Source organism: Streptococcus suis, assembly GCA_022354845.1.
Lineage (GTDB): Bacteria > Bacillota > Bacilli > Lactobacillales > Streptococcaceae > Streptococcus > Streptococcus suis_AA.
The window spans coordinates 572,712-595,555 of record CP031970.1; the positions used below are offsets into that span (position 1 = coordinate 572,712).

At 38.3% G+C, this 22,844-nt stretch carries 24 protein-coding genes, 1 pseudogene and 1 riboswitch; of the genes and pseudogenes, 9 read left to right on the forward strand and 16 right to left on the reverse strand.

The genetic code is table 11. The annotated features are described in order from the left end of the window. Position 1: 1 nt before the first annotated feature. The 7 genes and pseudogenes from D2A30_03075 to D2A30_03105 all read right to left on the reverse strand — a co-directional run bounded on the left by D2A30_03075 (position 2) and on the right by D2A30_03105 (position 5,631). A pseudogene (locus D2A30_03075) lies at positions 2-210 on the reverse strand (hypothetical protein). A gap of 203 nt (positions 211-413) precedes the next feature. Then, complete coding sequence (lysS, locus tag D2A30_03080) at positions 414-1,904, reverse strand: lysine--tRNA ligase (protein ULL20650.1); 1,491 nt, start codon at positions 1,902-1,904, stop codon at positions 414-416. Positions 1,905-2,005: 101 nt separating this feature from the next. Next, a complete protein-coding gene (locus D2A30_03085; protein ID ULL20651.1) occupies positions 2,006-2,632 on the reverse strand; it encodes a histidine phosphatase family protein in 627 nt (208 codons plus the stop codon). Further along, the gene (locus D2A30_03090) at positions 2,629-3,114 is read right to left on the reverse strand and encodes an aminoacyl-tRNA deacylase (protein ULL20652.1); all 486 of its coding nucleotides are present in this window, start codon (positions 3,112-3,114) and stop codon (positions 2,629-2,631) included. The genes D2A30_03085 and D2A30_03090 overlap by 4 nt, the downstream gene beginning before the upstream one ends. Continuing rightward, positions 3,114-3,956 (reverse strand): DUF368 domain-containing protein, encoded by an 843-nt coding sequence (locus tag D2A30_03095; protein ULL20653.1) that lies wholly within the window; start codon positions 3,954-3,956, stop codon positions 3,114-3,116. Before D2A30_03095 ends, D2A30_03090 begins: the two co-directional genes overlap by 1 nt. Before the next feature lie 102 nt (positions 3,957-4,058). After that, on the reverse strand, positions 4,059-4,607 hold the full coding sequence (thiT, locus tag D2A30_03100) for an energy-coupled thiamine transporter ThiT (GenBank protein ID ULL20654.1): 549 nt from the start codon (positions 4,605-4,607) through the stop codon (positions 4,059-4,061). Positions 4,608-4,665: 58 nt separating this feature from the next. Further along, a riboswitch (TPP riboswitch) is annotated at positions 4,666-4,762 on the reverse strand. 23 nt (positions 4,763-4,785) lie between these two features. Beyond that, the gene (locus D2A30_03105; GenBank protein ULL21976.1) at positions 4,786-5,631 is read right to left on the reverse strand and encodes a glycosyl hydrolase family 25; all 846 of its coding nucleotides are present in this window, start codon (positions 5,629-5,631) and stop codon (positions 4,786-4,788) included. Between the two features lie 165 nt (positions 5,632-5,796). Here D2A30_03105 and D2A30_03110 point away from each other — a divergent pair, with 165 nt between their 5' ends. From D2A30_03110 to D2A30_03150, 9 genes are all read left to right on the forward strand, one after another. Continuing rightward, complete coding sequence (locus D2A30_03110; GenBank protein ULL21977.1) at positions 5,797-6,261, forward strand: hypothetical protein; 465 nt, start codon at positions 5,797-5,799, stop codon at positions 6,259-6,261. After that, a complete protein-coding gene (locus tag D2A30_03115) occupies positions 6,258-6,623 on the forward strand; it encodes a DUF4430 domain-containing protein (GenBank protein ULL20655.1) in 366 nt (121 codons plus the stop codon). Before D2A30_03110 ends, D2A30_03115 begins: the two co-directional genes overlap by 4 nt. 151 nt (positions 6,624-6,774) lie before the next feature. Then, a complete protein-coding gene (locus D2A30_03120) occupies positions 6,775-7,989 on the forward strand; it encodes an FtsW/RodA/SpoVE family cell cycle protein (GenBank protein ULL20656.1) in 1,215 nt (404 codons plus the stop codon). 25 nt (positions 7,990-8,014) lie between these two features. Next, a complete protein-coding gene (locus D2A30_03125) occupies positions 8,015-10,711 on the forward strand; it encodes a phosphoenolpyruvate carboxylase (protein ID ULL20657.1) in 2,697 nt (898 codons plus the stop codon). Positions 10,712-10,832: 121 nt separating this feature from the next. Continuing rightward, positions 10,833-11,336, forward strand: coding sequence for a sigma-70 family RNA polymerase sigma factor (locus D2A30_03130; GenBank protein ULL20658.1), 504 nt, complete (start codon positions 10,833-10,835; stop codon positions 11,334-11,336). Then, positions 11,317-12,288: a hypothetical protein gene (locus D2A30_03135; protein ID ULL20659.1), complete on the forward strand. Its 972-nt coding sequence runs from the start codon at positions 11,317-11,319 to the stop codon at positions 12,286-12,288. The genes D2A30_03130 and D2A30_03135 overlap by 20 nt, the downstream gene beginning before the upstream one ends. Positions 12,289-12,523: 235 nt before the next feature. After that, complete coding sequence (locus D2A30_03140) at positions 12,524-14,272, forward strand: alpha-glycosidase (protein ULL21978.1); 1,749 nt, start codon at positions 12,524-12,526, stop codon at positions 14,270-14,272. A 122-nt stretch (positions 14,273-14,394) separates the two neighbouring features. Further along, entirely contained in the window at positions 14,395-15,591 is a 1,197-nt protein-coding gene (gene tuf, locus D2A30_03145) for an elongation factor Tu (GenBank protein ULL20660.1), read from the forward strand. Between the two features lie 175 nt (positions 15,592-15,766). Continuing rightward, positions 15,767-16,519 (forward strand): triose-phosphate isomerase, encoded by a 753-nt coding sequence (locus tag D2A30_03150; GenBank protein ID ULL20661.1) that lies wholly within the window; start codon positions 15,767-15,769, stop codon positions 16,517-16,519. A gap of 86 nt (positions 16,520-16,605) precedes the next feature. On the opposite strand, the gene D2A30_03155 is transcribed toward D2A30_03150, so the two are convergent. The 9 genes from D2A30_03155 to D2A30_03195 all read right to left on the reverse strand — a co-directional run bounded on the left by D2A30_03155 (position 16,606) and on the right by D2A30_03195 (position 22,754). Further along, positions 16,606-16,875: a recombinase gene (locus tag D2A30_03155; GenBank protein ID ULL20662.1), complete on the reverse strand. Its 270-nt coding sequence runs from the start codon at positions 16,873-16,875 to the stop codon at positions 16,606-16,608. A 2-nt stretch (positions 16,876-16,877) separates the two neighbouring features. After that, a complete protein-coding gene (locus D2A30_03160; GenBank protein ID ULL20663.1) occupies positions 16,878-17,045 on the reverse strand; it encodes a conjugal transfer protein in 168 nt (55 codons plus the stop codon). A gap of 2 nt (positions 17,046-17,047) precedes the next feature. Then, positions 17,048-17,818: an ABC transporter permease gene (locus tag D2A30_03165; GenBank protein ID ULL20664.1), complete on the reverse strand. Its 771-nt coding sequence runs from the start codon at positions 17,816-17,818 to the stop codon at positions 17,048-17,050. Beyond that, entirely contained in the window at positions 17,815-18,711 is an 897-nt protein-coding gene (locus D2A30_03170) for an ABC transporter ATP-binding protein (protein ULL20665.1), read from the reverse strand. Before D2A30_03170 ends, D2A30_03165 begins: the two co-directional genes overlap by 4 nt. A 1-nt stretch (position 18,712) precedes the next feature. Then, a complete protein-coding gene (locus tag D2A30_03175; protein ULL20666.1) occupies positions 18,713-18,913 on the reverse strand; it encodes a hypothetical protein in 201 nt (66 codons plus the stop codon). Beyond that, positions 18,910-19,638, reverse strand: a complete 729-nt coding sequence (locus tag D2A30_03180; GenBank protein ULL20667.1) for a MerR family transcriptional regulator — start codon at positions 19,636-19,638, stop codon at positions 18,910-18,912. The genes D2A30_03175 and D2A30_03180 overlap by 4 nt, the downstream gene beginning before the upstream one ends. A 370-nt stretch (positions 19,639-20,008) precedes the next feature. After that, on the reverse strand, positions 20,009-20,344 hold the full coding sequence (locus D2A30_03185) for a TnpV protein (GenBank protein ULL20668.1): 336 nt from the start codon (positions 20,342-20,344) through the stop codon (positions 20,009-20,011). Between the two features lie 293 nt (positions 20,345-20,637). Next, on the reverse strand, positions 20,638-21,447 hold the full coding sequence (locus D2A30_03190) for a sugar-phosphatase (protein ID ULL20669.1): 810 nt from the start codon (positions 21,445-21,447) through the stop codon (positions 20,638-20,640). Continuing rightward, positions 21,444-22,754 (reverse strand): HD domain-containing protein, encoded by a 1,311-nt coding sequence (locus tag D2A30_03195; protein ID ULL20670.1) that lies wholly within the window; start codon positions 22,752-22,754, stop codon positions 21,444-21,446. Before D2A30_03195 ends, D2A30_03190 begins: the two co-directional genes overlap by 4 nt. Positions 22,755-22,844: the final 90 nt, after the last annotated feature.

The window sequence follows — 22,844 nt, forward strand, 5'->3', positions numbered from 1 at the left end:
CCTAATCAACTGTGCGGGGGTGGGAGTGAAACAGTCTGGGGATAGACTGTTTCAGCTCAACAACTGGAAATATGAACTTGTTGACGAACTCTCTATGATTATTTGAGTTCTGTCCCACTCCCAATCCTAAATATTTTTCATAATCTCCTTAAAAGCTTGGTCAGTTGGCTAGGCTTTTTTTGCAGGCAAAAACACTCTCGGAATTGCCAAGAGTGTTTTACGTAACTGTGTTAAACAGTTTATTATTTTTACTTCATCATCGGGAGTGAAAAAGTCTAGTAGACCTTTTCAGCCAATCGCTAAGAAACTGGAAAGCGATTGGTATTTCCTAGTGAAGACAATACTAGAAGGTTAATGTTTCTTATTTCAACGTTGGGAGTGTTAAGGTCTGGTAGGCCATTTCAGCCAATCTCCTATTTCATAGTCGGAAATAGGAGCACATCTCGAATAGTAGTAGTATCTGTCAAGAGCATGCAGAGTCGGTCGATACCGATTCCGAGGCCACCTGTTGGTGGCATACCGTACTCTAGGGCTTCGATGTAGTCGTAGTCAACGCCTGTCGCTTCGTCGTCACCCAATTCTTTGGCTTTGGCTTGGGTTTCAAAGCGTTCCAATTGGTCGATTGGGTCGTTCAATTCGGTAAAGGCATTTCCGTATTCCTTGGTCATGATGAAGAGCTCAAAGCGATCCGTAAAGCGTGGATCTTCATCGTTTTTCTTAGCCAATGGGGAAACAGCTACTGGATGGCCGTATACAAAGGTTGGTTGGATTAATGTTTCCTCTACGAATTCTTCAAAGAAGCTGTTGATAATTTGTCCTACCTCTGTGTGGTGTTTTTCTACAGTAACGTTGTGTTCATTTGCCAGGGCAATAGCTTCTTCTAAGCTCATTTCCTGCCAGAAGTCCACACCAGTTTGTTCCTTAATAGCATCGACGATGTGGATACGCTTGAATGGCTCGTGGATAGCAATTTCAGTACCTTGATAGGTTACAGGACCGTCGCCGACAACTGCCTTAGCGGTATGTTGGATAATACCCTCGGTCAAGTCCATAATGTCTTGGTAGTCAGCGTAGGCTTGGTAAACCTCGATAGAAGTGAATTCTGGGTTGTGGGTCGCATCCATTCCTTCATTACGGAAGATACGGCCAATTTCATAAACGCGTTCCATACCACCGACAATCAACCGCTTGAGGTGAAGTTCCGTTGCAATACGAAGTACCATATCAATGTTTTGGGCATTGTGGTGAGTGATGAATGGACGAGCCGCGGCACCACCAGCTTCATTATGAAGGACAGGTGTTTCAACTTCCAAGAAACCAAGTCCATCAAGGTAACGACGGATTTCTGAAATGATTTTTGAACGTGTTACAAAGCGTTCAAAACTTTCGCGATTGGTAATTAAGTCTAAATATCGTTTTCGGTAGCGAGTTTCAACGTCAGTCAAACCATGGAATTTTTCTGGCAACGGGCGGAGCGCTTTAGACAAGTGAGTTAATTTACGAGCATGAATGGTCAATTCACCAACATTAGTCTTCATGACATCACCTTCGACACCAACAAAGTCTCCAAGGTCTGCTTTTTTGAAGATTTCATAGTTTTCTTCGCCAACGTCATCCTTACGAACGTAAATCTGAATTTGTCCTTCGCGGTCTTGGATATGAGCAAAACCTGCTTTACCCTTACCGCGTTTGGTCATAATACGACCCGCAATGGTTGCAGTTTGTGCCAATTCTTCCAACTCTTCTTTTTCTTTATCTTCATATTGTGCTTTCAATTCAGCAGAGTTAGTAGAACGGTCAAAACGTTTACCGAATGGGTCAATACCCTGTTCAGCCAATGCCGTCATTTTTTCACGACGGACAATCTGTTGGTCATTTAGTTCTTCAAAATATTCAGTTGACATAAAAAATTCATTCCTCCAAAGTCTGTTCCTTCTATTTTATCATAGAAGAGGTAAAAAATCAGCATAAATCACGAGTAGAATGGGAAAAACAGCAGAAAAATCTACTGTTTTTCTTGATAACTCGTGTCATTCCATACCAGTTCGGTAAAGTTTTCAAAATCATCTGTCTCTAAAATGGTTACAGATGCATTGTCTAAACCACCTCGATGGCGTAAGAGCGCTGGTGGATAGCCTAACAGGGTTCGGATTGAAGCTGTTAGAATAGCTCCGTGGCTTACGACAAGTATCGTTTGATCTGTCTCGTGAATAGATTCTTTCAAAGTAGTGATGAAGCGTGAGGTAGCTTGTGAAACAGTCTCCCCTTCGAACATATCTGCTCGGAAGATGGCCACATTCTGTTTAAATGCATGGTACTGCTTGGGATAGATATCGTGGAAAAGTCCAATTTTTGTTCCTTCCAATCGACCGAAATTCCATTCTCGAAAACCAGCTTTTGTTTCTACTGATTTACAGTAATGGTTCAGGTCAGCAATTCGCTCGGCTGTGATATGAGCTCTTTGTAAATCGCTAGAGTAAATCTTGTCAAAAGGAACGGTAGCTAAATATTCCCCAAGTGACTCTAAATCAAGGAAAGCTTCCTCCAAAAGCTTAGAATCTCCAGAGTAGCCTTGAAAGCGTCCCTCAAGATTCCACTCGGTTTTACCGTGACGGACAAAATAGATTTTCACTCGTTCTTCCCTTCAATAATATCTGCAAAATTAGCTTTCACGAAATCAGCTAATACCTGACTGTCAATTCGAATCGACCGACCAATTTCACCAGCTGAAACAATCATCTTGCCTTTTTCAAGTGCAGATTGATCGATATAGATTGGAAAATTGTGTTTTTGACGAATGCCCAAGGGGTTGTTGGCACCATGTATGTAGCCAGTTGTCTTTTCCAAGTCCTTTTGCGGAATCATACTCACTTTTTTATTGCCAGAGATCTTGGCTAATTTTTTCTCAGACAGGTGCTCAGTGATTGGGACAATTCCAATAACCGGCCCAGTTTTATCTCCAGTCAGTGCCAGGGTTTTATAAATATTGTTTTCTTCAATACCTTGTGGAAGTTGACCTTCAAGAGCATTTAAAACAAGGCTATCATGATCGATCTTAGCCTTGTCTAAAATTTGGTCAACTAAGGTTTTCTTTATTTTGACCTTTTTTGCCATTATTTATATTTTTCCTCTAATTTGCTCATCCAAAGTCCCAACCATACTCCCAGGACAAATAGAACAAGGGCAGCAATCCATGTAATAAAGTTAGATCCAGCATAGGAGATGGATTCTTTGTTGCTAGCCTGTGGAATCAAAATTAAGAGAGTAGATGATGAGACGATACCAATAATAAAGTGATAAACTCGTGAGTGGTAGACTTTAAGAGCATGATCCATTGCTTTTGAGAAGGCAACCATTGCAAGGACTCCACCAATTGCGATAGGTAGGAATGTTCCAAATAGATCAAGTGATTTGAAACCATTGAGCATTGGCGTGTAGATACCCAAAATCAATAGCAAGTTTGAAGGACTGAGTCCGGGAACAAGTACGCCTAATGCAATCAAGGCGCCTGCCAATACAAAACTTGCGAAGTTTGCAGGAAGTGTTCCGACAAGATCACTCAAGTTGTAGAGTAAGAGTCCAGAAATGATGAAGGTACCAATCAACCAAGCCAAATCAATACGATCCCGTTTGCTTTTCTGAGTGGATTCTTTTAGTAAGCTAGGAATTGTACCAACAATTGCACCTGCAAATGCCCATAAAACAGGAACTTGGAAATGTTGTAAGAGGTATTCAACAGGGAAAGAGAAGAGGGCAATTCCCAAGATTCCACCGATCCCTACAGGAACAAAGTAGAGAAAGTTTTCTTTGAAATCTTTTCGAATATTTGCTAAAAAGCCTATTATTCGTTCGTAAATCCCGAGGATCGCAGCTAGTACGCCCCCAGAAACACCTGGTAAGATAAAGCCAAGGGCAATAATCATACCTTTAATTATTCTTGATATCCAAGAAGTCATGTTGTCCTCCAAAATGTATTTATAATGTTCTCATTATAGCATAAAACCAGTGAAAATCATTAAAAAGAACGCCTGCTAGAGCAATCTAACAGGCATTATCTATTAACCACGAAAGAAATTTGGTCTTGCTTTATAAAGGAGAATCAGTAAAATGCAAGCAATTGCTGTTGAAGGAAGTATATAACTGATATTGTAGGTAAAGGAATAAATCCAAACGGGTTTGTCAGAAGGAGCGTAGTCAGCATAGAAAATAATTCCAGACAAATAGGTAGCTAATAATCGAATGCTTCCTCCAAGTAGGCTAGCTAGGCTGATGAATAGACTGGCTTGAGACAATTTGCTTTGTTTATGTAGAGATGTAGCGGCAATTCCTGCAAAACCAATTCCTGCGTAAGAGAGGACATAATCAAGAAAAACTTGTAATGCATTTAGAAAATAACCACCATAAAAAAGTTGAATTGTTCCAACTATACCACCTGTAAGTATTCCGATACCCAATCCATGACGTAGAGAAAGAAGTAGAATCGGAAGCATGACTAAGGATACCGATCCACCTTGTGGCATTGTAAAGAGTGGAAATTTGTCAAAGACAAGAGCAATGGCAGAAAAAATAGCTATTTCAGTGAGAACACGTAATTTGGATTGTGACATAAAAATACTCCTTTGTAGATAGTAGACAAAGGAGTGTTTATAGCGAACTAGAATATCATTCTATAAATCACACAATCCCTACGCTAGTGTTAACTAGATCAGGTTCGAGGATTTCGCATATTGCGATCTCAGCCGAAGCACTCCTTTGTGTATATGTAATTAGTGAAATTGTACCATTTTATTCTGATGTTGTAAATAGTTTTTGATAAACTTCATTTGGATCTTTCAAAGTAGTAATAATATTTAAATCGAGATAATTCTCGAATCCATTCACATAGCCTCGAGAGGTATATTGATGGAGGTCATAGTCCAAATCAGTATTTGGTGCAGCATTATAGTAGCCAGAATCATCGCCATAAGTGGGAATCCATACAGCATCAAATTTATCAACATTGATACTGTGATCTTCCATAAAATAGGTGCCGACATAGATACCAATGTTTTTAGCACCGAGAGATTCTAATTCTTGTCTGAAAGCCTCGACACCACCATTCATATCATCCATGGTATGTTCTTCAACATCCAACCAATAAAAGGTGGGGTTGTATTTATTGGCTGCTTCGTAAAAACTACGAGCTTCCTCTTTCATGCTATCAATACTATTCCCAGTAACGTAGGCGTAAACAGCAACAGGGACATTTCTAGCCTGAAATTCTTTAATGTGAGTATGAAATGCTTTATCTAACCCATTTTTATCAGTCGCTGTATTTTCGTTTTTAGTGTGTGAGCCACTTTGAATACGGACGATTGCGCCAGAAATGTTTTTGCTAAGGGTTTTGTAGTCAATTTCAGACGGTCTTTGCCAAGCCGAGACATCAATAATAGGTTTCATCTCAAGAGCGTTGGTAATATAGTAGCTTGAACTAGGAATTGTCTCAATTGATGTTGGATTAGTATTTGACTGTGTAATAGTAGTTTCTTTACCGGCGGTCGCTCTGTTACCATACACACCAGAAATAAAAATGATGGTAAAAAAGGTCAGGAAGAAACCGATAACAACGATTGGATTTAATTTCTTTCTCATCAAACCAATTTTACCGTAAATCATTGGAAAAATCAAAAAAAATAGTTTGAAGATAGATTGTATTTAAAGGATTTTCTTGACTTATAGACAGGAAAACGATAGGCTAATATTTAGAACAAAATGAGATAGGTGGAAGAGGTGTACTCAACAAAAAAATTAACCCGATTGGTTGTTTTATCAGCGGTAGCAATTGTTTTGAGAATAGTATTTGGAGCATTTCCCAACATAAAACCCTTAACAGCTATTTTTTTAGTGAGTCTTTCCCATTTTACCTTATTTGAAGGATGGATTTTGATGGGGCTGACAATGATTGGTAGTGGTTTATTGTTTGGTTTCGGTGTCGTTGTTCTATGGCAGGTTCTCAGTTTTGGTCTCGTTCAGTTGATTTGGTGGATTTTGATTCGCCCTCAAATCTTAAAAGAGAGAACTCCGTTATGGCTGCAGAGCCTATTAGCTGGTTGCTTTGTTTTTGTTTATGGCATGTCCATTAGTTTGCTCACTGCAATTCAATTCGGAATTCATCCGATAATCTATTGGTTAAATGGAATAGTTTTTGATTTTCTACACATGATCTCTACCGTATTATTTTATCCCATCATCTATCATGTTTTTAGGAGATTTTACAAATGAAAAAAATTAGTATTTTACTCACTCTTTTCTTGACCTTTTTGTTGGGGGCTTGTGCAAATACATCGTCCCAGACATCCGGGTCTACAATTGATATCACATTACAAATTACAAATAAAGATCAGGTGAATCGTCAAGAAGTAACGGCAAATCAAGGTGATAGCCTGATGAATATTTTAAAAGCTCACCATGACATTGAAGAAGACAATGGTTTAATAACCAAGATTGACGGTATCAGTCAAGATACCAGTACCAATACCTATTGGATGTATAAGGTTAATGGAAAGTTAGCTGAAAAAGGTGCAAATGACCTAAAGGTGTCTGACGGAGATGAGATTGAGTTCTATCTTGAAACGTTTGAATAATTCATAATGGCTTCGGCCATTTTATTATTCAATTTTATTATTCAATAGTCTAGTTCCGAATGTTTACTGTTTATCTTATAGAAAGTGATAAGTATTTTTATACAAAGTATGCTATAATAATAAGCATACTCCAGAAAAGGTTGGAATATAAATGAAAATTGATAAGCGGCACTTGTTGAATTATTCTATACTCATTCCCTACTTTATTTTATCGATAATAGGGTTGGTTATGGTCTACTCAACAACTAGTGCCACACAGATTATTAATGGGGGAAATCCATTTAGAACGGTGATTAACCAATCGGCCTTTTGGGTTGTTAGCTTGATTGCGATTTATACGATTTATCGTATGAAACTTAGTTTTTTACGGAAAAAAGCAGTTATCTATTCCGTTATCTTTATTGAAATTGTTCTACTTGCTATTTCTCGTTTGTTTACTCCCATAAATGGGGCTCATGGTTGGATACCAGTTCCTGGTATAGGTAGTCTCCAACCAGCTGAATATTTGAAGTTGATTATCATTTGGTATTTGGCACATGAATTTGCTAAGAAACAATCTGATATTCGGACATATGATTACCTGTCTTTGATTAAGGGAAGATGGATTCCAAGAGAGTTTACAGATTGGAGAGTTATTAGCCTTCTACTTCTTGGATTGGTTGCCACTCTGCCGGATTTGGGAAATGCTACAATTATCACCCTGATTATTGTTGTTATGATTAGTGTAAGTGGCATCGCTTATCGATGGTTCTCAACCGCTTTAATAGGAATTGTTGCTGCTTCCGGAGTTGTACTTGGGGCCATTCGTATTCTTGGATTAGAAACTGTTGAGAAAATTCCACTTTTTGGTTATATAGCTCGACGGTTTGCAGCTTATTTCGATCCCTTTGGTAATGCTACCAGTTCAGGTTTGCAATTAACTCATTCATACTATGCGATGAGTAATGGTGGTTGGCTTGGGCTTGGCTTAGGAAACTCAATTGAGAAAAAAGGCTATCTGCCTGAGGCTCATACAGACTTTGCCTTTTCTATTGTCATAGAAGAACTTGGTTTTGTAGGAGCAAGTCTCATTTTGGCTATACTATTCTTTTTGATTGTCCGCATCATTGTAGTTGGTGTTCGTGCTCGCAGTCCATTCAATTCGATGATGGCGCTTGGTATGGCAGGAATGCTTTTAATTCAGACATTTATCAACATAGGAGGAATTTCTGGATTGATTCCCGCTACGGGTGTAACTTTCCCATTCTTGTCGCAGGGTGGTTCTAGTCTCTTGATTATTTCCATCGGAATTGGGTTTGTTTTAAATATTGATGCGACAGAAAAACGTCGTTTGATTGAAGAAGAAGTTGAAAGAACATTTGTCTAATTTATGAAAAACATGAGGTGAAAAGATGTCTACCCAAAAGCTAGAAAATTATAACAATAAAGAAGCTATCCGTGAAGAAGTGACGATTTTGACGAATATCTTACAAGATGTGGCTCGTGAAATGATGTCTGAGGATACATTTGCAGCTATTTGCCAGCTAGAAGAATTATCTGTCAAAGATGATTACTCTAAGTTGATTCAGATTATTGGACAATTGACAAATGATGAGTTGACAGATATTTCAAGGTATTTTGCTGTTCTACCTTTATTAATCAATATTTCCGAAGATGTCGATTTAGCTTTTGAAATTAATCACCAAAACAATCTTGGACAAGATTATCTAGGGAAAATTTCAGCCACTATTGATATGGTATCTCAACATGAAGATGCTGCCGAGATCTTAGAAAAACTAAATGTTGTTCCTGTATTAACTGCCCATCCGACACAAGTTCAACGTCAGTCTATGTTAGATTTAACTAAACACATTCATGAACTCTTGCGTCGCTACCGCGATGTTAAGATGGGATTATTGAATCGTACAAAATGGGAAGATGAATTGCGTTGCTATGTTGAAATTATCATGCAGACAGAAATGACGCGTGAGAAAAAACTAAAGGTAACCAATGAAATTACCAATGTAATGGAGTATTACAATTCCTCATTCATCAAAGCAGTTACAAAACTACAACTAGAATATAAACGTCTGGCCGCTGAAAAAGGAATTCAGTTGATGAATCCTCGCCCCATTACAATGGGAATGTGGATTGGTGGTGACCGTGATGGAAATCCATTTGTTACGGCTGAAACCTTGACACTATCAGCCTTAACACAGTGCGAAGTGATCATGAATTACTATGACCAGCAATTGGAAAAGTTGTATCGTAATTTTTCACTTTCTACAACCATCACTAAGGTTAGTCCTGCTGTGCAATATCTTGCTGATTTGTCTGAGGATGCTTCGGTCTATCGTGAAAATGAACCTTATCGTCGGGCCTTCCACTACATTCAGATGAAACTGGCAAATACAAAAGATTACTTTGTTTACAATAAGGCTTCAGATGTGCGCTACGCAAATGTTGGTGAGTTTAAAGCAGATGTTCTAGCGATTAAACAATCATTAATTGACAACAAGTCTGCAGCATTAATCAAAGGTGACTTGGCTGAGTTATTGGAGGCGATAGAGGCGTTTGGTTTCTATTTAGCTACAATTGATATGCGCCAAGATTCTTCTATCAATGAAGCTTGTGTTGCTGAATTACTTGCATCTGCACGCATCGTTGAAGATTATTCTAGTCTATCTGAAGAGGCAAAATGTCATGTCCTATTAAAACAACTAGAAACAGATCCACGTATTCTCTCGGCAACCTATGTTCCAAAATCCGAGCAATTAGAGAAGGAATTGGCTATTTTCTCTACAGCTAGGGAGTTAAAGGATAAGCTGGGTGAGGAAGTTATCAAACAACATATTATTTCACACTCAGAAAGTGTATCTGATTTATTGGAATTAGCTGTATTATTGAAAGAAGTTGGATTGGTTGATTCAGATAAGGCGCGTGTTCAGATTGTTCCACTTTTTGAAACAATTGAAGACTTAGATAATGCCTCAGATACCATGCGCCAGTACTTGCAATTGGACTTGGCAAAACGCTGGATTGCAGGCAATAAACACTATCAAGAAATTATGTTGGGTTATTCTGATTCAAATAAGGATGGTGGTTACCTTTCTTCTGGTTGGACATTATACAAGGCTCAAAATGAACTGACGAAAATTGGTCAAGAAAATGGAGTCAATATTACGTTTTTCCATGGACGTGGTGGTACAGTTGGACGTGGTGGTGGTCCATCATATGATGCGATTACCTCTCAACCATTCGGTTCCATTAAAGACCGGATTCGTTTGACTGAACAAGGGGAAGTCATTGGTAATAAGTACGGAAATAAGGATGCAGCTTACTATAACCTAGAAATGTTGGTATCAGCAACCTTGGATCGTATGGTAACACAAATGATTACTGATCCTAATGAGATTGGTAACTATCGTGAAACAATGGATGAAATTGTTTCTGAAAGTTACACAATCTATCGTGACCTTGTTTTCAATAATCCGCATTTTTATGATTATTTCTTTACGGCCAGTCCGATTCGAGAAGTCTCTAGTTTAAATATTGGTTCTCGTCCAGCGGCGCGAAAGACAATTACTGAAATAGATGGTCTCCGTGCGATTCCTTGGGTATTCTCATGGTCTCAAAACCGTGTAATGTTGCCAGGATGGTATGGAGTTGGTTCTAGTTTCAAACGCTTTGTGGATAAAGACCCAAATAATTTGGCAAAATTACAAAAAATGTATGAATCTTGGCCTTTCTTCCGTTCGCTCTTATCGAATGTTGATATGGTACTGTCAAAATCTAATATGAATATTGCTTTTGAATATACCAAAATGTGTGAAAGCGATGAAGTGCGAAGTGTTTTCCACACCATTTTAGATGAATGGCAATTGACCAAGAATATGATTCTATCTATTGAACAAAATGAGGAACTATTGGCAGAGTTGCCTTTCCTTAAAGCCAGTCTTGACTATCGTATGCCATACTTTAATGTGTTGAATTATATTCAGATTGAATTGATTCGCCGTCTCCGTCGTGGAGAGTTTAGTAAGGAGCAAGAGAGTCTCATCCATATTACGATTAACGGTGTCGCAACAGGACTTCGTAATTCAGGTTAATGTTAACTGATTGAAAACAACTTCTTCGGAGGTTGTTTTTTACTGCTCTAAAAATGTATAATAAAATTTGGAAGTGTGTAACCATTTCGGATGATATTCGTTATATAAGTGAAAGGAGGAGATGATCATCAAACTAGATGAATATGAAAAAGAAGTTGTTGCCATTGCAGAGGAGATTTCCTTTTATCTGCAAAAATCAGGGGCAACACGTGCGGATAGCCAGGATATTGCTCAAGATGTGCTTGTAAAAATTCTAGAATCAGATATTGTCCTTCCTTTTGAAAAGATGCGAGCTTGGCTGTATCGTTCAGCAGTCCGTACATATATTGACAAGTACAGACGTGACAAACGCTATCATGAAATTCTTCAGAGAGATTTTTTCAGACAAGATATGCTTGTTCTATATGATCAAGAAAACTATGAGGAGCTCTATCAAGCAGTGAATGAGTTGCCTAGTCAAGACAAGGTTGTGATTGACCTTTACTATTTTCAAAATATGAGTGTCAAGGAGATAGGGCATATTTTAGGTTACAGTCAGAGTTGGGTAAAAATTCATCTGTTTAGAGCTAGAAAACAAGTGGCGAAATCATTAAAAGAGAGAGGGTATGAAGATGATATCTTTTGAAATAGCAACGAAGAAAAATAAACGAAAACAACTGTGGAAAACAGTTCTCCTCGCTAGTTGCTTAGTATTTACTTTATTGGTAAGTGGAATTTTTGCATTACGTATTTTTTCTGATTATCGTAGTAAGCAAGCAGAGGAATTATTTGATGCAACTTTTCAAGTGGCATATCCCAATGTAGAACCAAACATGACCTTCGTGAACCAGACAGGTATTGTCTCAGGCTACATCGATTATTCATTATTGAAAAATCTTGCAGGTGTCCCAATTGCATTTGGGCATTTGGAGGTAGAGTATAGTATTTATGGAATCTTTTCAAATTTTGGACAATACTTTCCGCTAACCTCTGGTGACTATCAGTATCATCAAGATAGTAATTCCAAAATTCCAGTTTTCTATAATACCGAATGCCTTGACAATCGTGCAGGAAATGAATTATCATTTGTTAAAGAGATGCAGGGCCAATTGGTCGAGATAGCTATTACATTTGATAGGAAATACACTTTTAGGGAAATAAAAGATATGATTCCTAGCAATCTCAAAAAAAATTGGTATTGGATAGGAGCAAATAGCAGTCAAACAAGAGTAGAAGACCTGCCTTTGGTCAGCATATTTGGAATGGATTCTGATGATGTAGTTGCAGTAACGCAAGAGGAATATTCAGATATGCAATTTCCATATAAAAGTCCAATTAATGCTATGAAAACTTTGCTGGAATATAATGGTAACTATAGCCTGTCTCCTTCAGCAAGAGGAATCTTAGAGAGCTATGTAGACAAATTCGGAGAAACTGATTTTACTAAGCAAGAAGATATCAATAAACTTGAATTTGCTGGAATTATCCTTACAGGTAAAGCAGAAGATTTCGGACAATTGGAAGGGAAACAGTGGGTATATGCTTCGAGTATTGGGGCCACTATACCCATGCAACCCTATTATCAACTTGACTATTGAGTATTAGTTGATAGGAATTTGAATGTATCGAAAGCAAGGAAAGCTTTCTTCAAGTATGAAATTGCATACCTTCCAAAAAAGACATAGAATCGGCGTCCGTAAGGAAATTATACGGATGCCTTTTTTCATTTCGTGGGAATATTTTTTGATGCGATAGTTACCACCAGACAAAGAAAACGTTTGCATGAATATTGGAAGAATGTTAAAATAGGTAGGCTAGGAGGTAGCAATTATGATAGAATTGACAGCTCTTTTTCATCGTCCTGATTCAGAATATGCATATTTATATAAGAAAAATGTGGTTCATCTTCGTTTTAGAACCAAAAGGAATAATGTACAGTCAATACGTGTACACCATGGAGACCCCTTTATTTTTTACCAACAAGGCTATCAATACCAAACAGAAATGGAAATTGTAGCTAGTGATCAGCTATTTGATTATTGGCAAGTGGAAGTCGGAGCTGACTTTGCCAGATTGCAGTACTTGTTTGAATTGACGGGGTATAATGGGCAACAGATTCTATTTGGAGATGTTGGTCCACTGGATGCTACAAGTAATAACATTAGTCAATTTATGAACGGTTTCAAGTTGCCTTACTTGCATGAAGCTGATCGATGTCAAGTACCAAGTTGGGTTTCGGAAACAATTTGGTATCAGATTTTTCCTGAACGGTTCGCTAGAGGAAAGAAAAATACTAATAAACAGGAGTATAGAGATTGGAATCCAGACTTGGCTCCCACTACAAGTGATTTTTTTGGTGGTGATTTAGCAGGAATTACTGAGCATTTAGACTATCTACAAGACTTGGGCATCACAGGTTTGTATCTTTGTCCTATTTTTATAGCGCCGAGCAATCATAAGTACGATACGAGTGACTACTATCAAATTGATCCTCAATTTGGTACTACAGACGACTTGAAGGAGCTGATTAAGGAAGCTCATAAGCGTGGCATTAAGGTCATGTTAGATGCTGTGTTTAATCATATTGGTTATCAATCTAAGCAGTGGCAGGATGTGCTTAAAAATGGAGAGCAATCAGTTTATCGAGATTGGTTTCACATTGATCGGTTTCCATTGGTTGAAGTTCATGATGGTAAAGAAAATCTGCATTATGAGACCTTTGCCTTTCAAGGAAAAATGCCCAAGCTAAATACATCAAACCCCGAAGTGAGGAATTATCTTTTGGGTGTTGCCCGGTATTGGATTGAGGAATGTGACATCGATGCCTGGCGCTTGGATGTAGCTAATGAGATTGATCATCAATTTTGGAAAGAATTCCGTAAGACAGTTCTATCTGTCAAATCCGATTTGTTTATCCTGGGAGAAATTTGGCATAGTGCTCAATCATGGCTGGTTGGAGACGAGTACCATTCAGTAATGAATTATCCGCTTGCCAACGCAATAAAAACATTCTTCCTCAAGGGAGAACAAACATGTGATGAATTCCTCGCTTCCTTGAATAGTCAGCGGTTCACCTATCGTCAACAGTCAAGAGAAGTGTTATTTAATCTTTTGGATTCACATGATACAGAACGCATTTTGACGACAGCCAATGGAAATACGGATGCAGTAAAATCAGCCTTGGTTGCTCTGTTCTTCCAAGTAGGAAGCCCGTGCATCTATTATGGAACAGAAGTTGGGATGATTGGTGGGGAAGATCCAGATTGTCGTAGGGTTATGCCTTGGAAAGAAGAACAGCAGGACAAAGAGTTACAAGCATTTGTGAAAGAAATGATTCACCTAAGGAAGTCTTATCAACATCTTATTTTGACGGGAACATTCTCACTTCAGTCTACGGAAGATCAGTTACTTCTCATGACTTATAAGGATGGCAATCAGTCACTTACGATCTATTTCAACCAAGGGGAAAAGTCAGTGCCCCTGTCAGGAGATCAGCAAGTCATTTTAGCCAATGGTATAGAGGGAACTGGACTAAAAAAAGTGTTACAAGCGGGGGGAGTAGCCCTTGTAGAAGGGGTATAAATTAAAAAACGATAGAAAATGCTTGCAATTCTGCTACAATTTGATAGAATAGTAAGGTAAAGTTAGACCGTATTGCCTACTGTCTATCTATAAAATATATTTTATTGGAGGCTTTTACCAAAATGGCAAAAGAAAAATACGATCGTAGTAAACCCCACGTTAACATTGGTACAATTGGACACGTTGACCACGGTAAAACTACTTTGACTGCAGCTATCACAACTGTATTGGCACGTCGCTTGCCTTCATCAGTAAACACACCTAAAGATTATGCGTCTATCGATGCTGCTCCAGAAGAACGTGAACGTGGTATCACTATCAACACTTCACACGTTGAGTACGAAACTGAAAAACGTCACTATGCTCACATCGACGCTCCAGGACACGCGGACTACGTTAAAAACATGATCACTGGTGCTGCCCAAATGGACGGTGCGATCCTTGTAGTAGCTTCAACTGACGGTCCAATGCCACAAACTCGTGAGCACATCCTTCTTTCACGTCAGGTTGGTGTTAAACACCTTATCGTCTTCATGAACAAAATTGACTTGGTTGACGATGAAGAATTGCTTGAATTGGTTGAAATGGAAATCCGTGACCTTCTTTCAGAATACGATTTCCCAGGTGATGATCTTCCAGTTATCCAAGGTTCAGCTCTTAAAGCCCTTGAAGGTGACACTAAGTACGAAGACATCGTTATGGAATTGATGAACACTGTTGATGAGTACATTCCAGAACCAGAACGCGACACTGACAAACCATTGTTGCTTCCAGTCGAAGACGTATTCTCAATCACTGGTCGTGGTACTGTAGCATCAGGACGTATCGACCGTGGTACAGTTCGTGTTAACGACGAAATTGAAATCGTTGGTCTTAAAGAAGAAAAATCTAAAGCAATTGTTACTGGTGTTGAAATGTTCCGTAAACAACTTGACGAAGGTCTTGCCGGCGATAACGTTGGTGTGCTTCTTCGTGGTGTACAACGTGATGAAATCGAACGTGGTCAAGTTATCTCTAAACCAGGTTCAATCAACCCACACTCTAAATTTAAAGGTGAAGTTTACATCCTTACTAAAGAAGAAGGTGGACGTCACACTCCATTCTTCGACAACTACCGTCCACAGTTCTACTTCCGTACAACTGACGTAACTGGTTCAATCAAATTGCCAGAAGGTATTGAAATGGTAATGCCTGGTGATAACGTTACTATCGACGTTGAATTGATCCACCCAATCGCCGTTGAACAAGGTACTACTTTCTCTATCCGTGAAGGTGGACGTACTGTTGGTTCAGGTATGGTTACAGAAATCGAAGCTTAATTCGATTGAGTTCCCAGATTTAACAATTATTTGTCAGACAACAAAAATTGTAACTCTCTACCAGGTGGTAGAGAGTTTTTCTGTAAGTATTCATAAAATACACAGAAATTCTTTAATCTTCGCTGAGTTTATGCTATAATGAACCTTGTAAAATAAAAAAGAAGAGGTATGTGTAATGTCACGTAAACCAATCATTGCCGGTAACTGGAAAATGAATAAAAACCCTCAAGAAGCACAAGCTTTCGTTGAGGCGATTGCAGGAAAATTGCCTGCAGGCGATAAAATTGAAGCAGCTATCGCAGCTCCAGCTGTAGATTTGAACGCTCTCTTGTGGTTTGCTAAAGATTCTGAATTGAAAGTTGCTGCTCAAAACTGCTACTTTGAAGATGCAGGTGCCTTCACTGGTGAAACTTCTCCAAAAGTATTAGCTGAAATGGGCGTTAACTATGTTGTTATCGGTCACTCTGAACGTCGTGATTACTTCCATGAAACAGACGAAGATATTAACAAGAAAGCCCATGCAATTTTCCGTAATGGATTGACTCCAATCATCTGTTGTGGTGAATCTCTTGAAACTTACGAAGCTGGTAAAGCAGTTGAATTCGTAGGAGCTCAAGTTTCTGCAGCTTTGAAAGGTTTGTCAGCTGAGCAAGTCGCTTCATTGGTAATTGCTTACGAACCAATCTGGGCAATCGGTACTGGTAAATCAGCTACTCAAGATGATGCGCAAACAATGTGTAAAGCAGTTCGCGATGTTGTTGCAGCTGACTTTGGTCAAGAAGTTGCTGACAAAGTACGTGTTCAATACGGCGGTTCAGTAAAACCTGAAAATGTTGCTGAGTATATGGCTTGTCCAGACGTTGACGGTGCCCTTGTAGGTGGTGCATCACTCGAAGCAGAAAGCTTCTTGGCTTTGTTGAACTTCTAATATATGAAAAAGGACTTTAGATTTGAAAATCTAAGTCCTTTTAAAATTCTAATTTATCTATTCAGTCCTCTATAAACCCTGTATTTTCAAGGCATATCGCCTGTTAAATGTTCAAACCCTATGTATTTTCCGCCGATTACCTTATCCAGCAGCAGTCTTGCAGAAGTACGCTTCGCTTCCCTTGTAGCGTGAGCGTAAATGTTCATTGTAGTACTTACATCAGCGTGTGCGATAAGTTCCTGCACATCTTTAGGTGCTGCACCGTTTGAAAGCAGATTGCTTGTATAAGTGTGTCTGAGCATATGGAAGTGGAAATCCTCCAATCCCTCCAGCTTTTTTCTCGCTGTCCTGCACATAATCACTTAATGACTGCAAGCGTGATTTTCATATCCTTAACATTGATGAGTGTTTCTTTCCTGCACTTCGGACAGTAGAGAGGAAAGTTTTTCATCTCGGTATTTTCTCGTATCATAGTACGGGTTTTATTGCCGCAGACAGGGCAAAGTATCCATTTACTTCTACACATACTTAAATCTGCCTCTTGTTTATAATCGGAATACTTAAAGCAACGCATACTATACACAAGAAAACAGTGATAACTATAGCTTTTATATATGCGTCTATTTCCTCTACGCCCATCAAAAGTGAGTTGCTATTCATTAATAAAGTAGGAGAATACCACTTTTCTTTAGGTAGGACACTCAATAAATATGCTAATAGTACCGTCCCTCCGATACACAAAGAAACGCTTGTGTTATTCTTCAACAATGATGAAAATAGAGTAATAAGGCATATAACCCACACGCCAAACATCCACCACATAGTTGCTGAAAAAAATAAGTTAATCGCAATACTGTTATCCCAAAAATACTCATTGTATCCATAAGTAATGGTAAAACATATCCCATATCCAACTGTCCAAATTGACAGCAACAGCACAGTTTTTGCAAGCACAACTTTATATCGTGACAAGCCTTTTGTCAGCACAAGTAATAATGTTCCAGATTTATATTCTTTAGTAAATATATCGCTAAATATAAGTACAAACGCAATCAGCGCAATCGGAATGTTCTTAAAAAATTGTGTCCATGAAGTCAAAGCAGTCACTTGAATATTTGTGACAATCAACCCACTTTCTGACATTGAGTCAGATAACATTTTCATCATCCATGGTGTTAGCTTCGCAACCGCAGGACTCATAATACCGAACAGTACAAATAGTAATATAATAATCATAATTTTACCTGTTCGTGTAGCTTCCATATATTCTTTTCTCATAAGAGCTAACAGAGATTTCATTTTGTCACCTCCAAAAACAGAGTTTCAAGCGTAGGCTCTAATCGTTCAATTTTTTGTATAGGGATTCTGTTTTCAGAAATATATTGCATCATATCAAAAAAACGATTATCGTCTCCCTGAAAAATGAGCGCATTTTCCTCTGCATGTTGAAGTTCATTAAATGCCTCTGCAAGCATATTAGCAACTTCTTTTTTCTCTATTTCAATAATAAATCCGCCACATGATTGCTTGTTTCGTAGTTCTGCAATAGTTCCTTGCATAGTAATTTTTCCGTTGTTCAAAAAAGCTACCTCAGTGCAGATACGCTCTACATCAGAAAGAATATGCGTGGAAAAAAGTATTGTCGTCTGTTCTTTAGCTGCAAGAAGTATATCTAAAATCTCCTTGCGCCCTGCTGGATCAAGTGCTGATGTCGGTTCATCGCAGATTAAAAGTTTTGGACGATTTAGGAGTGCTTGTGCAATTCCCAAGCGTTGTTTCATTCCTCTTGAAAATCCTTTTATACGCTGTTTTTCCTGACCAAGACCAACTAGTTTCAACAACTCAGTACTTCTCGCTACAATATCTGCTTTATCCATTCCACATAAATTACCGCAGAGAGTTAAATATTCTGTCGCTGTCATATAGGAATAAAACTCTGGAACATCAGGCAAATAGCCGATATACCTATTGGTGTTAGTCTGTCCAAAATGCACTTTTTCTCCCATAACATAGATCGCACCACTATCACATTTTGTAAGACCAAGGATTGCTTTCATTGTTGTCGTTTTTCCAGCTCCGTTTTTACCGATAAACCCAAAAATGCTGTGTTCCTGAACAGATAATTCAAGTCTGCAAAGCACTTTTTTACTGCCAAAACTCTTAATTAGGTTTTGTATTGTTAGTACATTCATCTTATTCCTCCTTGCCAAGCAAGAAATAGAGAATTGGTCCGATAAACTGCATACCAATAATCACAACAATAAGCCACAAAGTACGATTGCCTCTTTTATAGTTCTTATGGGTTAAAATGTGATAGATTGTATAACCCAACAAAACAATTTCTGCGATTGCTAACGGAAGCAAAAACGGAAGTAATTCCATAAATTCACTCATTCTTTTTCCTCCTCTCCATAGGTTTCCACACACAAGCCTTTATACCCACAGCAAGTACATGTCAGGTTTCTAAGAGTAGGAGTATGCCTTGCAAAAATAGCCTCCTTTAGCTTCGGCTTAAAAACCTCATGGCATTGCGGACAGATATATGCTACTTTTTTGAAATAGAATTTAGTGACCCAAATTCCATACAGGATGGCTACCAAAACATAAAGAGCAAACGGCCACCAAATTCCTGTAATTATCCAAAGAATAATAGATGTCCATTGGATTATGTTAATAGGAAGACCTGTAATCAACAAGGTAGCATGCAGTTTCCTCATTTTCTTTTTATTTTCCATCGCATAAGCTATATCACCAATAGATTCAATGGAGAAATTTTCTATGGTTTTTAATTCTTGTTTAATACCGTTGAGCATTTCAAGTTTTGCTTGTCTTTCATGCATTTCTTCTTTCAGAATATTTTCTTGTTGTTCAAGCAAAACGGAAATAACACTACTAGGGTCATGTTCAGACAACAATTCTCCTATGCTGTTTATTGAAATACCAGCAGCACGAAGAAAGCAGATAATCTTCATCCGCTTTAAATCCTCTTCTGAATAAAGTCTCCTTCCGCCTTCTGTTAACTCGCTGGGTGTTAGAATGTTACGGGTATCATAATACTGTACCGTTCTGACAGATATACCGCATAGCTTTGCAATTTCTCCAGTTGTATATTTTGACATAGCCTCCACCTCCTTTCATCACTATCTTATTTCATTACGCAGCGTCATAAGCAATATGTTACGCAGGGGGATTTTTACAAATTTCAAAATTTATTCATTTTCAGTTCTTCTAATCTGTTTTTTGTTTGCTTTCAGCCTTCTGTGCAATATTTTTTGAATTTTTAAGAACAGGATACTCTCGAATTATATTCAAGTATAATGCCCCTTATTACAGATTATATATATTTTATTCGCTTAAACAAAGAATATCAACTTTGTAATACGACATAACTCAATACAATTTTACAAATAAAGGCGACAGAAAGAAATCACTGCCGCCTTTATTTTAGGTGTAAATAATTTTCATATTGACGATTTCTCTTGCCCTTGCTTATATCTCGTTCATTCTTCCAACCCACAACATCGAGTTTCCTGCTTTGAGTTGTTCTGTCACACCCTCCTTATCAGCCATTTGTTCAATCAATCGGAACATCATTTCTATTGCCTGTTCGTCAATATCAGCAAGATAACAGTTCAATTTTCCACTTGTGAGTAGCGTGGTGTAAACTGCCCGTTTATGTTCCTGTAAATAGCGTTTGTGCCGGTGTCCCCATAAGCTGATAGGCTTATGTTCTTTTTCGACTGGCAAAGTAAGGCAAGGAATATAATAATCTCCCTGCAATTCATACCACAAACCGTTGCTTTCATCATAAATATACTTGTCCATAAAAAATCCTCCATTATAATATATTCGCACATATGTCACAGATTTCCGATTGCTACACTTTGTTATATCATGTTATGAGATTTTCTTTCCCTTGATTTTGCCCTTATAAGCAGTCGAGGAAAGAGCAAACTTGTGTGAAATCATATAAAGGGATAAGGCGAACACATTGCAATAAATTTTTTATTTTCAAGGTTTTTGGAGGATTTTATTAACGCCCTATGAGTAGCCGTAACCACTTATAAAATCATAGTTTTAAAATTCTAATTTATGAGATAAAGAGATGAGAGTCAAGACTATTTTAGAACCCATTCTCTTAATGCATATGCGACACCGTCTTCATCGTTTGACTTGGTGATATACTTGGCGATTTTCTTCAGTTCAGGATTACCATTTTCCATGACTACTGGATTTCCAACAACCTCCAACATTGGACGATCATTTTCTTGATCACCAATAGCCATCGTTTGATCCATAGTTAAACCAAGTTTCTCCGCTAGATGAATGATAGCTTGTCCCTTGTTAACAGTTTTAGGGGTGATTTCCAAATAAAATGGTGCTGATTTTGCCACATTGTACTTCTCCGTCAAACTAGTTGGAAGTAGTGGGATAGCAGCGTCAAGGATTTCAGGTTCGTCTACCATCATTGTCTTGATAATCTCTTTACCAACCATTTCTTCAGGAGTGCGGTAGAAAATAGGAGCACTTACAAGTGTTGATTCGTAGATAGTGTATTTTCCGATATTGCGGTTGGCCGTGTAGATTCCTTCTTTTGTACTTGCATGCATGGGAAGGTTAAATTTACGAGCAACCAATTCAATATCTAAATAGTCATCATAGCTTAATGTATCTTTTACAATATCTTCACCAGTTGCGGCATCCTGTACCAGTCCCCCATTAAAGGTGATGACATAGTCACCAGTGTCTGTTAAGTTGAGCTCTTCCAAGATGGCACGGACTCCAGAAATAGGGCGGCCTGTAGCAATAACAATTTTTACACCCGCTTTTTTGGCCTCTTGAATGGCTGCATGCACTTCGGTCGTAATTTGGCGTTGGCTATTTAAAAGAGTACCATCAATATCGATAGCAACAAGTTTAATACTCATGAAGAAAGGTCTCCTATGTTAAAATGATCATTATGTATATAGCTAAGGAAAGTAGCATTTTGTTCGGCAAATATACCTGTATCCACTAACATTTCTTTTGGGAAATAAAATCGGCTGTCGCCATGGATAGTCCCAGATAGGGAGTGGACAATTGGTGATAGAGTAGAAAGCTCTACCAAACTTTCGTCTTTACGATAGATTTCAATTTGTGTTCGTTTCTTTTCGGCATTTGGTCTGTATATATCATAAGGCAAATCAAAATTATGGTGGATTGCGGTATAGTATTCTGGATCAAAACCTACTTCAGCGACAATACTTCGTAGAATATCCAACTGATTTTCTTGATTGCTCTTAAATGTAATAGATTTAAATACCTTTCGATTGATATATCGTTGTGCTAAATCAGATAAAATACGGTCAGGGCCATCTATCCAAGACTGAAAATAGGTGTTCATCACGCCATCATCAAGTGCGAGATAGTCTGTTAGACGAATACGATGTTCAAAGAATGGCAAGAGGCGAGGGGAAGTGCGCGCAAAGAAGTCTTGCTCGCTAGTATACAGAAGTTTTGCCCGATTGAGTAAGTTTTGTAACAAAACCTCCATTGAGCGACTAGCTGGATGGAAATAGACTTGCATATACATTTGGTATCGACTGAGTACGTAATCCTCAACCGCATGCATACCAGATTCTTTAAAGGCAATGCCATTTTCTGTAGGACGAATAACACGCAATATTCTAGTCAGGTCAAATTCACCGTAGCTGGCACCTGTAAAATATGAATCTCGTAGCAGATAATCCATGCGGTCAACGTCAATTTGACTAGAAATCAATTGAACGACCTGTTTATTTGGGTAAGTATGGTTAATCACACTAGCTACTCTTTCTGGAAAATCAGGGGATACTTGCTTCAGTAATGCATTGATTTCAGTTTCAGGGCTAGTTATGATAGTGCACGTCATTTCCTCATGGTCAGTATCAAATAGGCGCTCAAAGGTATGAGAATAAGCACCATGACCAACGTCATGTAATAGAGCCGCAATCATGGTCAAAAGTGATTCATTTGAATCCCAAGTATCTGGGTATTTATCTTCAAATTTTTGAGTGATTCTTCTGGCAATTTCATAGGCACCGAGACAATGTGAAAAGCGACTATGCTCACCACCATGGAAGGTATAGGAAGTTGTTCCTAACTGCTTGATGCGTCGTAGTCGTTGAAATTCTTTTGTATTAATCAGATGATAAATAAGTTCTTGCTCGACGTGAACATAGTTGTGAACGGGGTCACGAAATACTTTTTCAATCATACTTTCATTATAGCAGAAAAAGCTAATATTTTCCTTATTTTTCTAAAACACAAGGATATTGTTATGTACCAAGTCTTCTTTTTTCAGTAT

Excerpts from the sequence above, each read along its gene's own strand:
- lysS (ULL20650.1), bottom strand. The coding sequence starts at position 1,904 with ATGTCAACTGAATATTTTGAAGAACTAAATGACCAACAGATTGTCCGT.
- D2A30_03090 (ULL20652.1), bottom strand. The coding sequence starts at position 3,114 with ATGGCAAAAAAGGTCAAAATAAAGAAAACCTTAGTTGACCAAATTTTA.
- D2A30_03095 (ULL20653.1), bottom strand. The coding sequence starts at position 3,956 with ATGACTTCTTGGATATCAAGAATAATTAAAGGTATGATTATTGCCCTT.
- thiT (ULL20654.1), bottom strand. The coding sequence starts at position 4,607 with ATGTCACAATCCAAATTACGTGTTCTCACTGAAATAGCTATTTTTTCT.
- D2A30_03105 (ULL21976.1), bottom strand. The coding sequence starts at position 5,631 with ATGAGAAAGAAATTAAATCCAATCGTTGTTATCGGTTTCTTCCTGACC.
- D2A30_03115 (ULL20655.1), top strand. The coding sequence starts at position 6,258 with ATGAAAAAAATTAGTATTTTACTCACTCTTTTCTTGACCTTTTTGTTG.
- D2A30_03120 (ULL20656.1), top strand. The coding sequence starts at position 6,775 with ATGAAAATTGATAAGCGGCACTTGTTGAATTATTCTATACTCATTCCC.
- D2A30_03125 (ULL20657.1), top strand. The coding sequence starts at position 8,015 with ATGTCTACCCAAAAGCTAGAAAATTATAACAATAAAGAAGCTATCCGT.
- D2A30_03130 (ULL20658.1), top strand. The coding sequence starts at position 10,833 with ATGATCATCAAACTAGATGAATATGAAAAAGAAGTTGTTGCCATTGCA.
- D2A30_03135 (ULL20659.1), top strand. The coding sequence starts at position 11,317 with ATGAAGATGATATCTTTTGAAATAGCAACGAAGAAAAATAAACGAAAA.
- tuf (ULL20660.1), top strand. The coding sequence starts at position 14,395 with ATGGCAAAAGAAAAATACGATCGTAGTAAACCCCACGTTAACATTGGT.
- D2A30_03150 (ULL20661.1), top strand. The coding sequence starts at position 15,767 with ATGTCACGTAAACCAATCATTGCCGGTAACTGGAAAATGAATAAAAAC.
- D2A30_03155 (ULL20662.1), bottom strand. The coding sequence starts at position 16,875 with ATGTGCAGGACAGCGAGAAAAAAGCTGGAGGGATTGGAGGATTTCCAC.
- D2A30_03160 (ULL20663.1), bottom strand. The coding sequence starts at position 17,045 with ATGTGTAGAAGTAAATGGATACTTTGCCCTGTCTGCGGCAATAAAACC.
- D2A30_03165 (ULL20664.1), bottom strand. The coding sequence starts at position 17,818 with ATGAAATCTCTGTTAGCTCTTATGAGAAAAGAATATATGGAAGCTACA.
- D2A30_03170 (ULL20665.1), bottom strand. The coding sequence starts at position 18,711 with ATGAATGTACTAACAATACAAAACCTAATTAAGAGTTTTGGCAGTAAA.
- D2A30_03175 (ULL20666.1), bottom strand. The coding sequence starts at position 18,913 with ATGAGTGAATTTATGGAATTACTTCCGTTTTTGCTTCCGTTAGCAATC.
- D2A30_03180 (ULL20667.1), bottom strand. The coding sequence starts at position 19,638 with ATGTCAAAATATACAACTGGAGAAATTGCAAAGCTATGCGGTATATCT.
- D2A30_03185 (ULL20668.1), bottom strand. The coding sequence starts at position 20,344 with ATGGACAAGTATATTTATGATGAAAGCAACGGTTTGTGGTATGAATTG.
- D2A30_03190 (ULL20669.1), bottom strand. The coding sequence starts at position 21,447 with ATGAGTATTAAACTTGTTGCTATCGATATTGATGGTACTCTTTTAAAT.
- D2A30_03195 (ULL20670.1), bottom strand. The coding sequence starts at position 22,754 with ATGATTGAAAAAGTATTTCGTGACCCCGTTCACAACTATGTTCACGTC.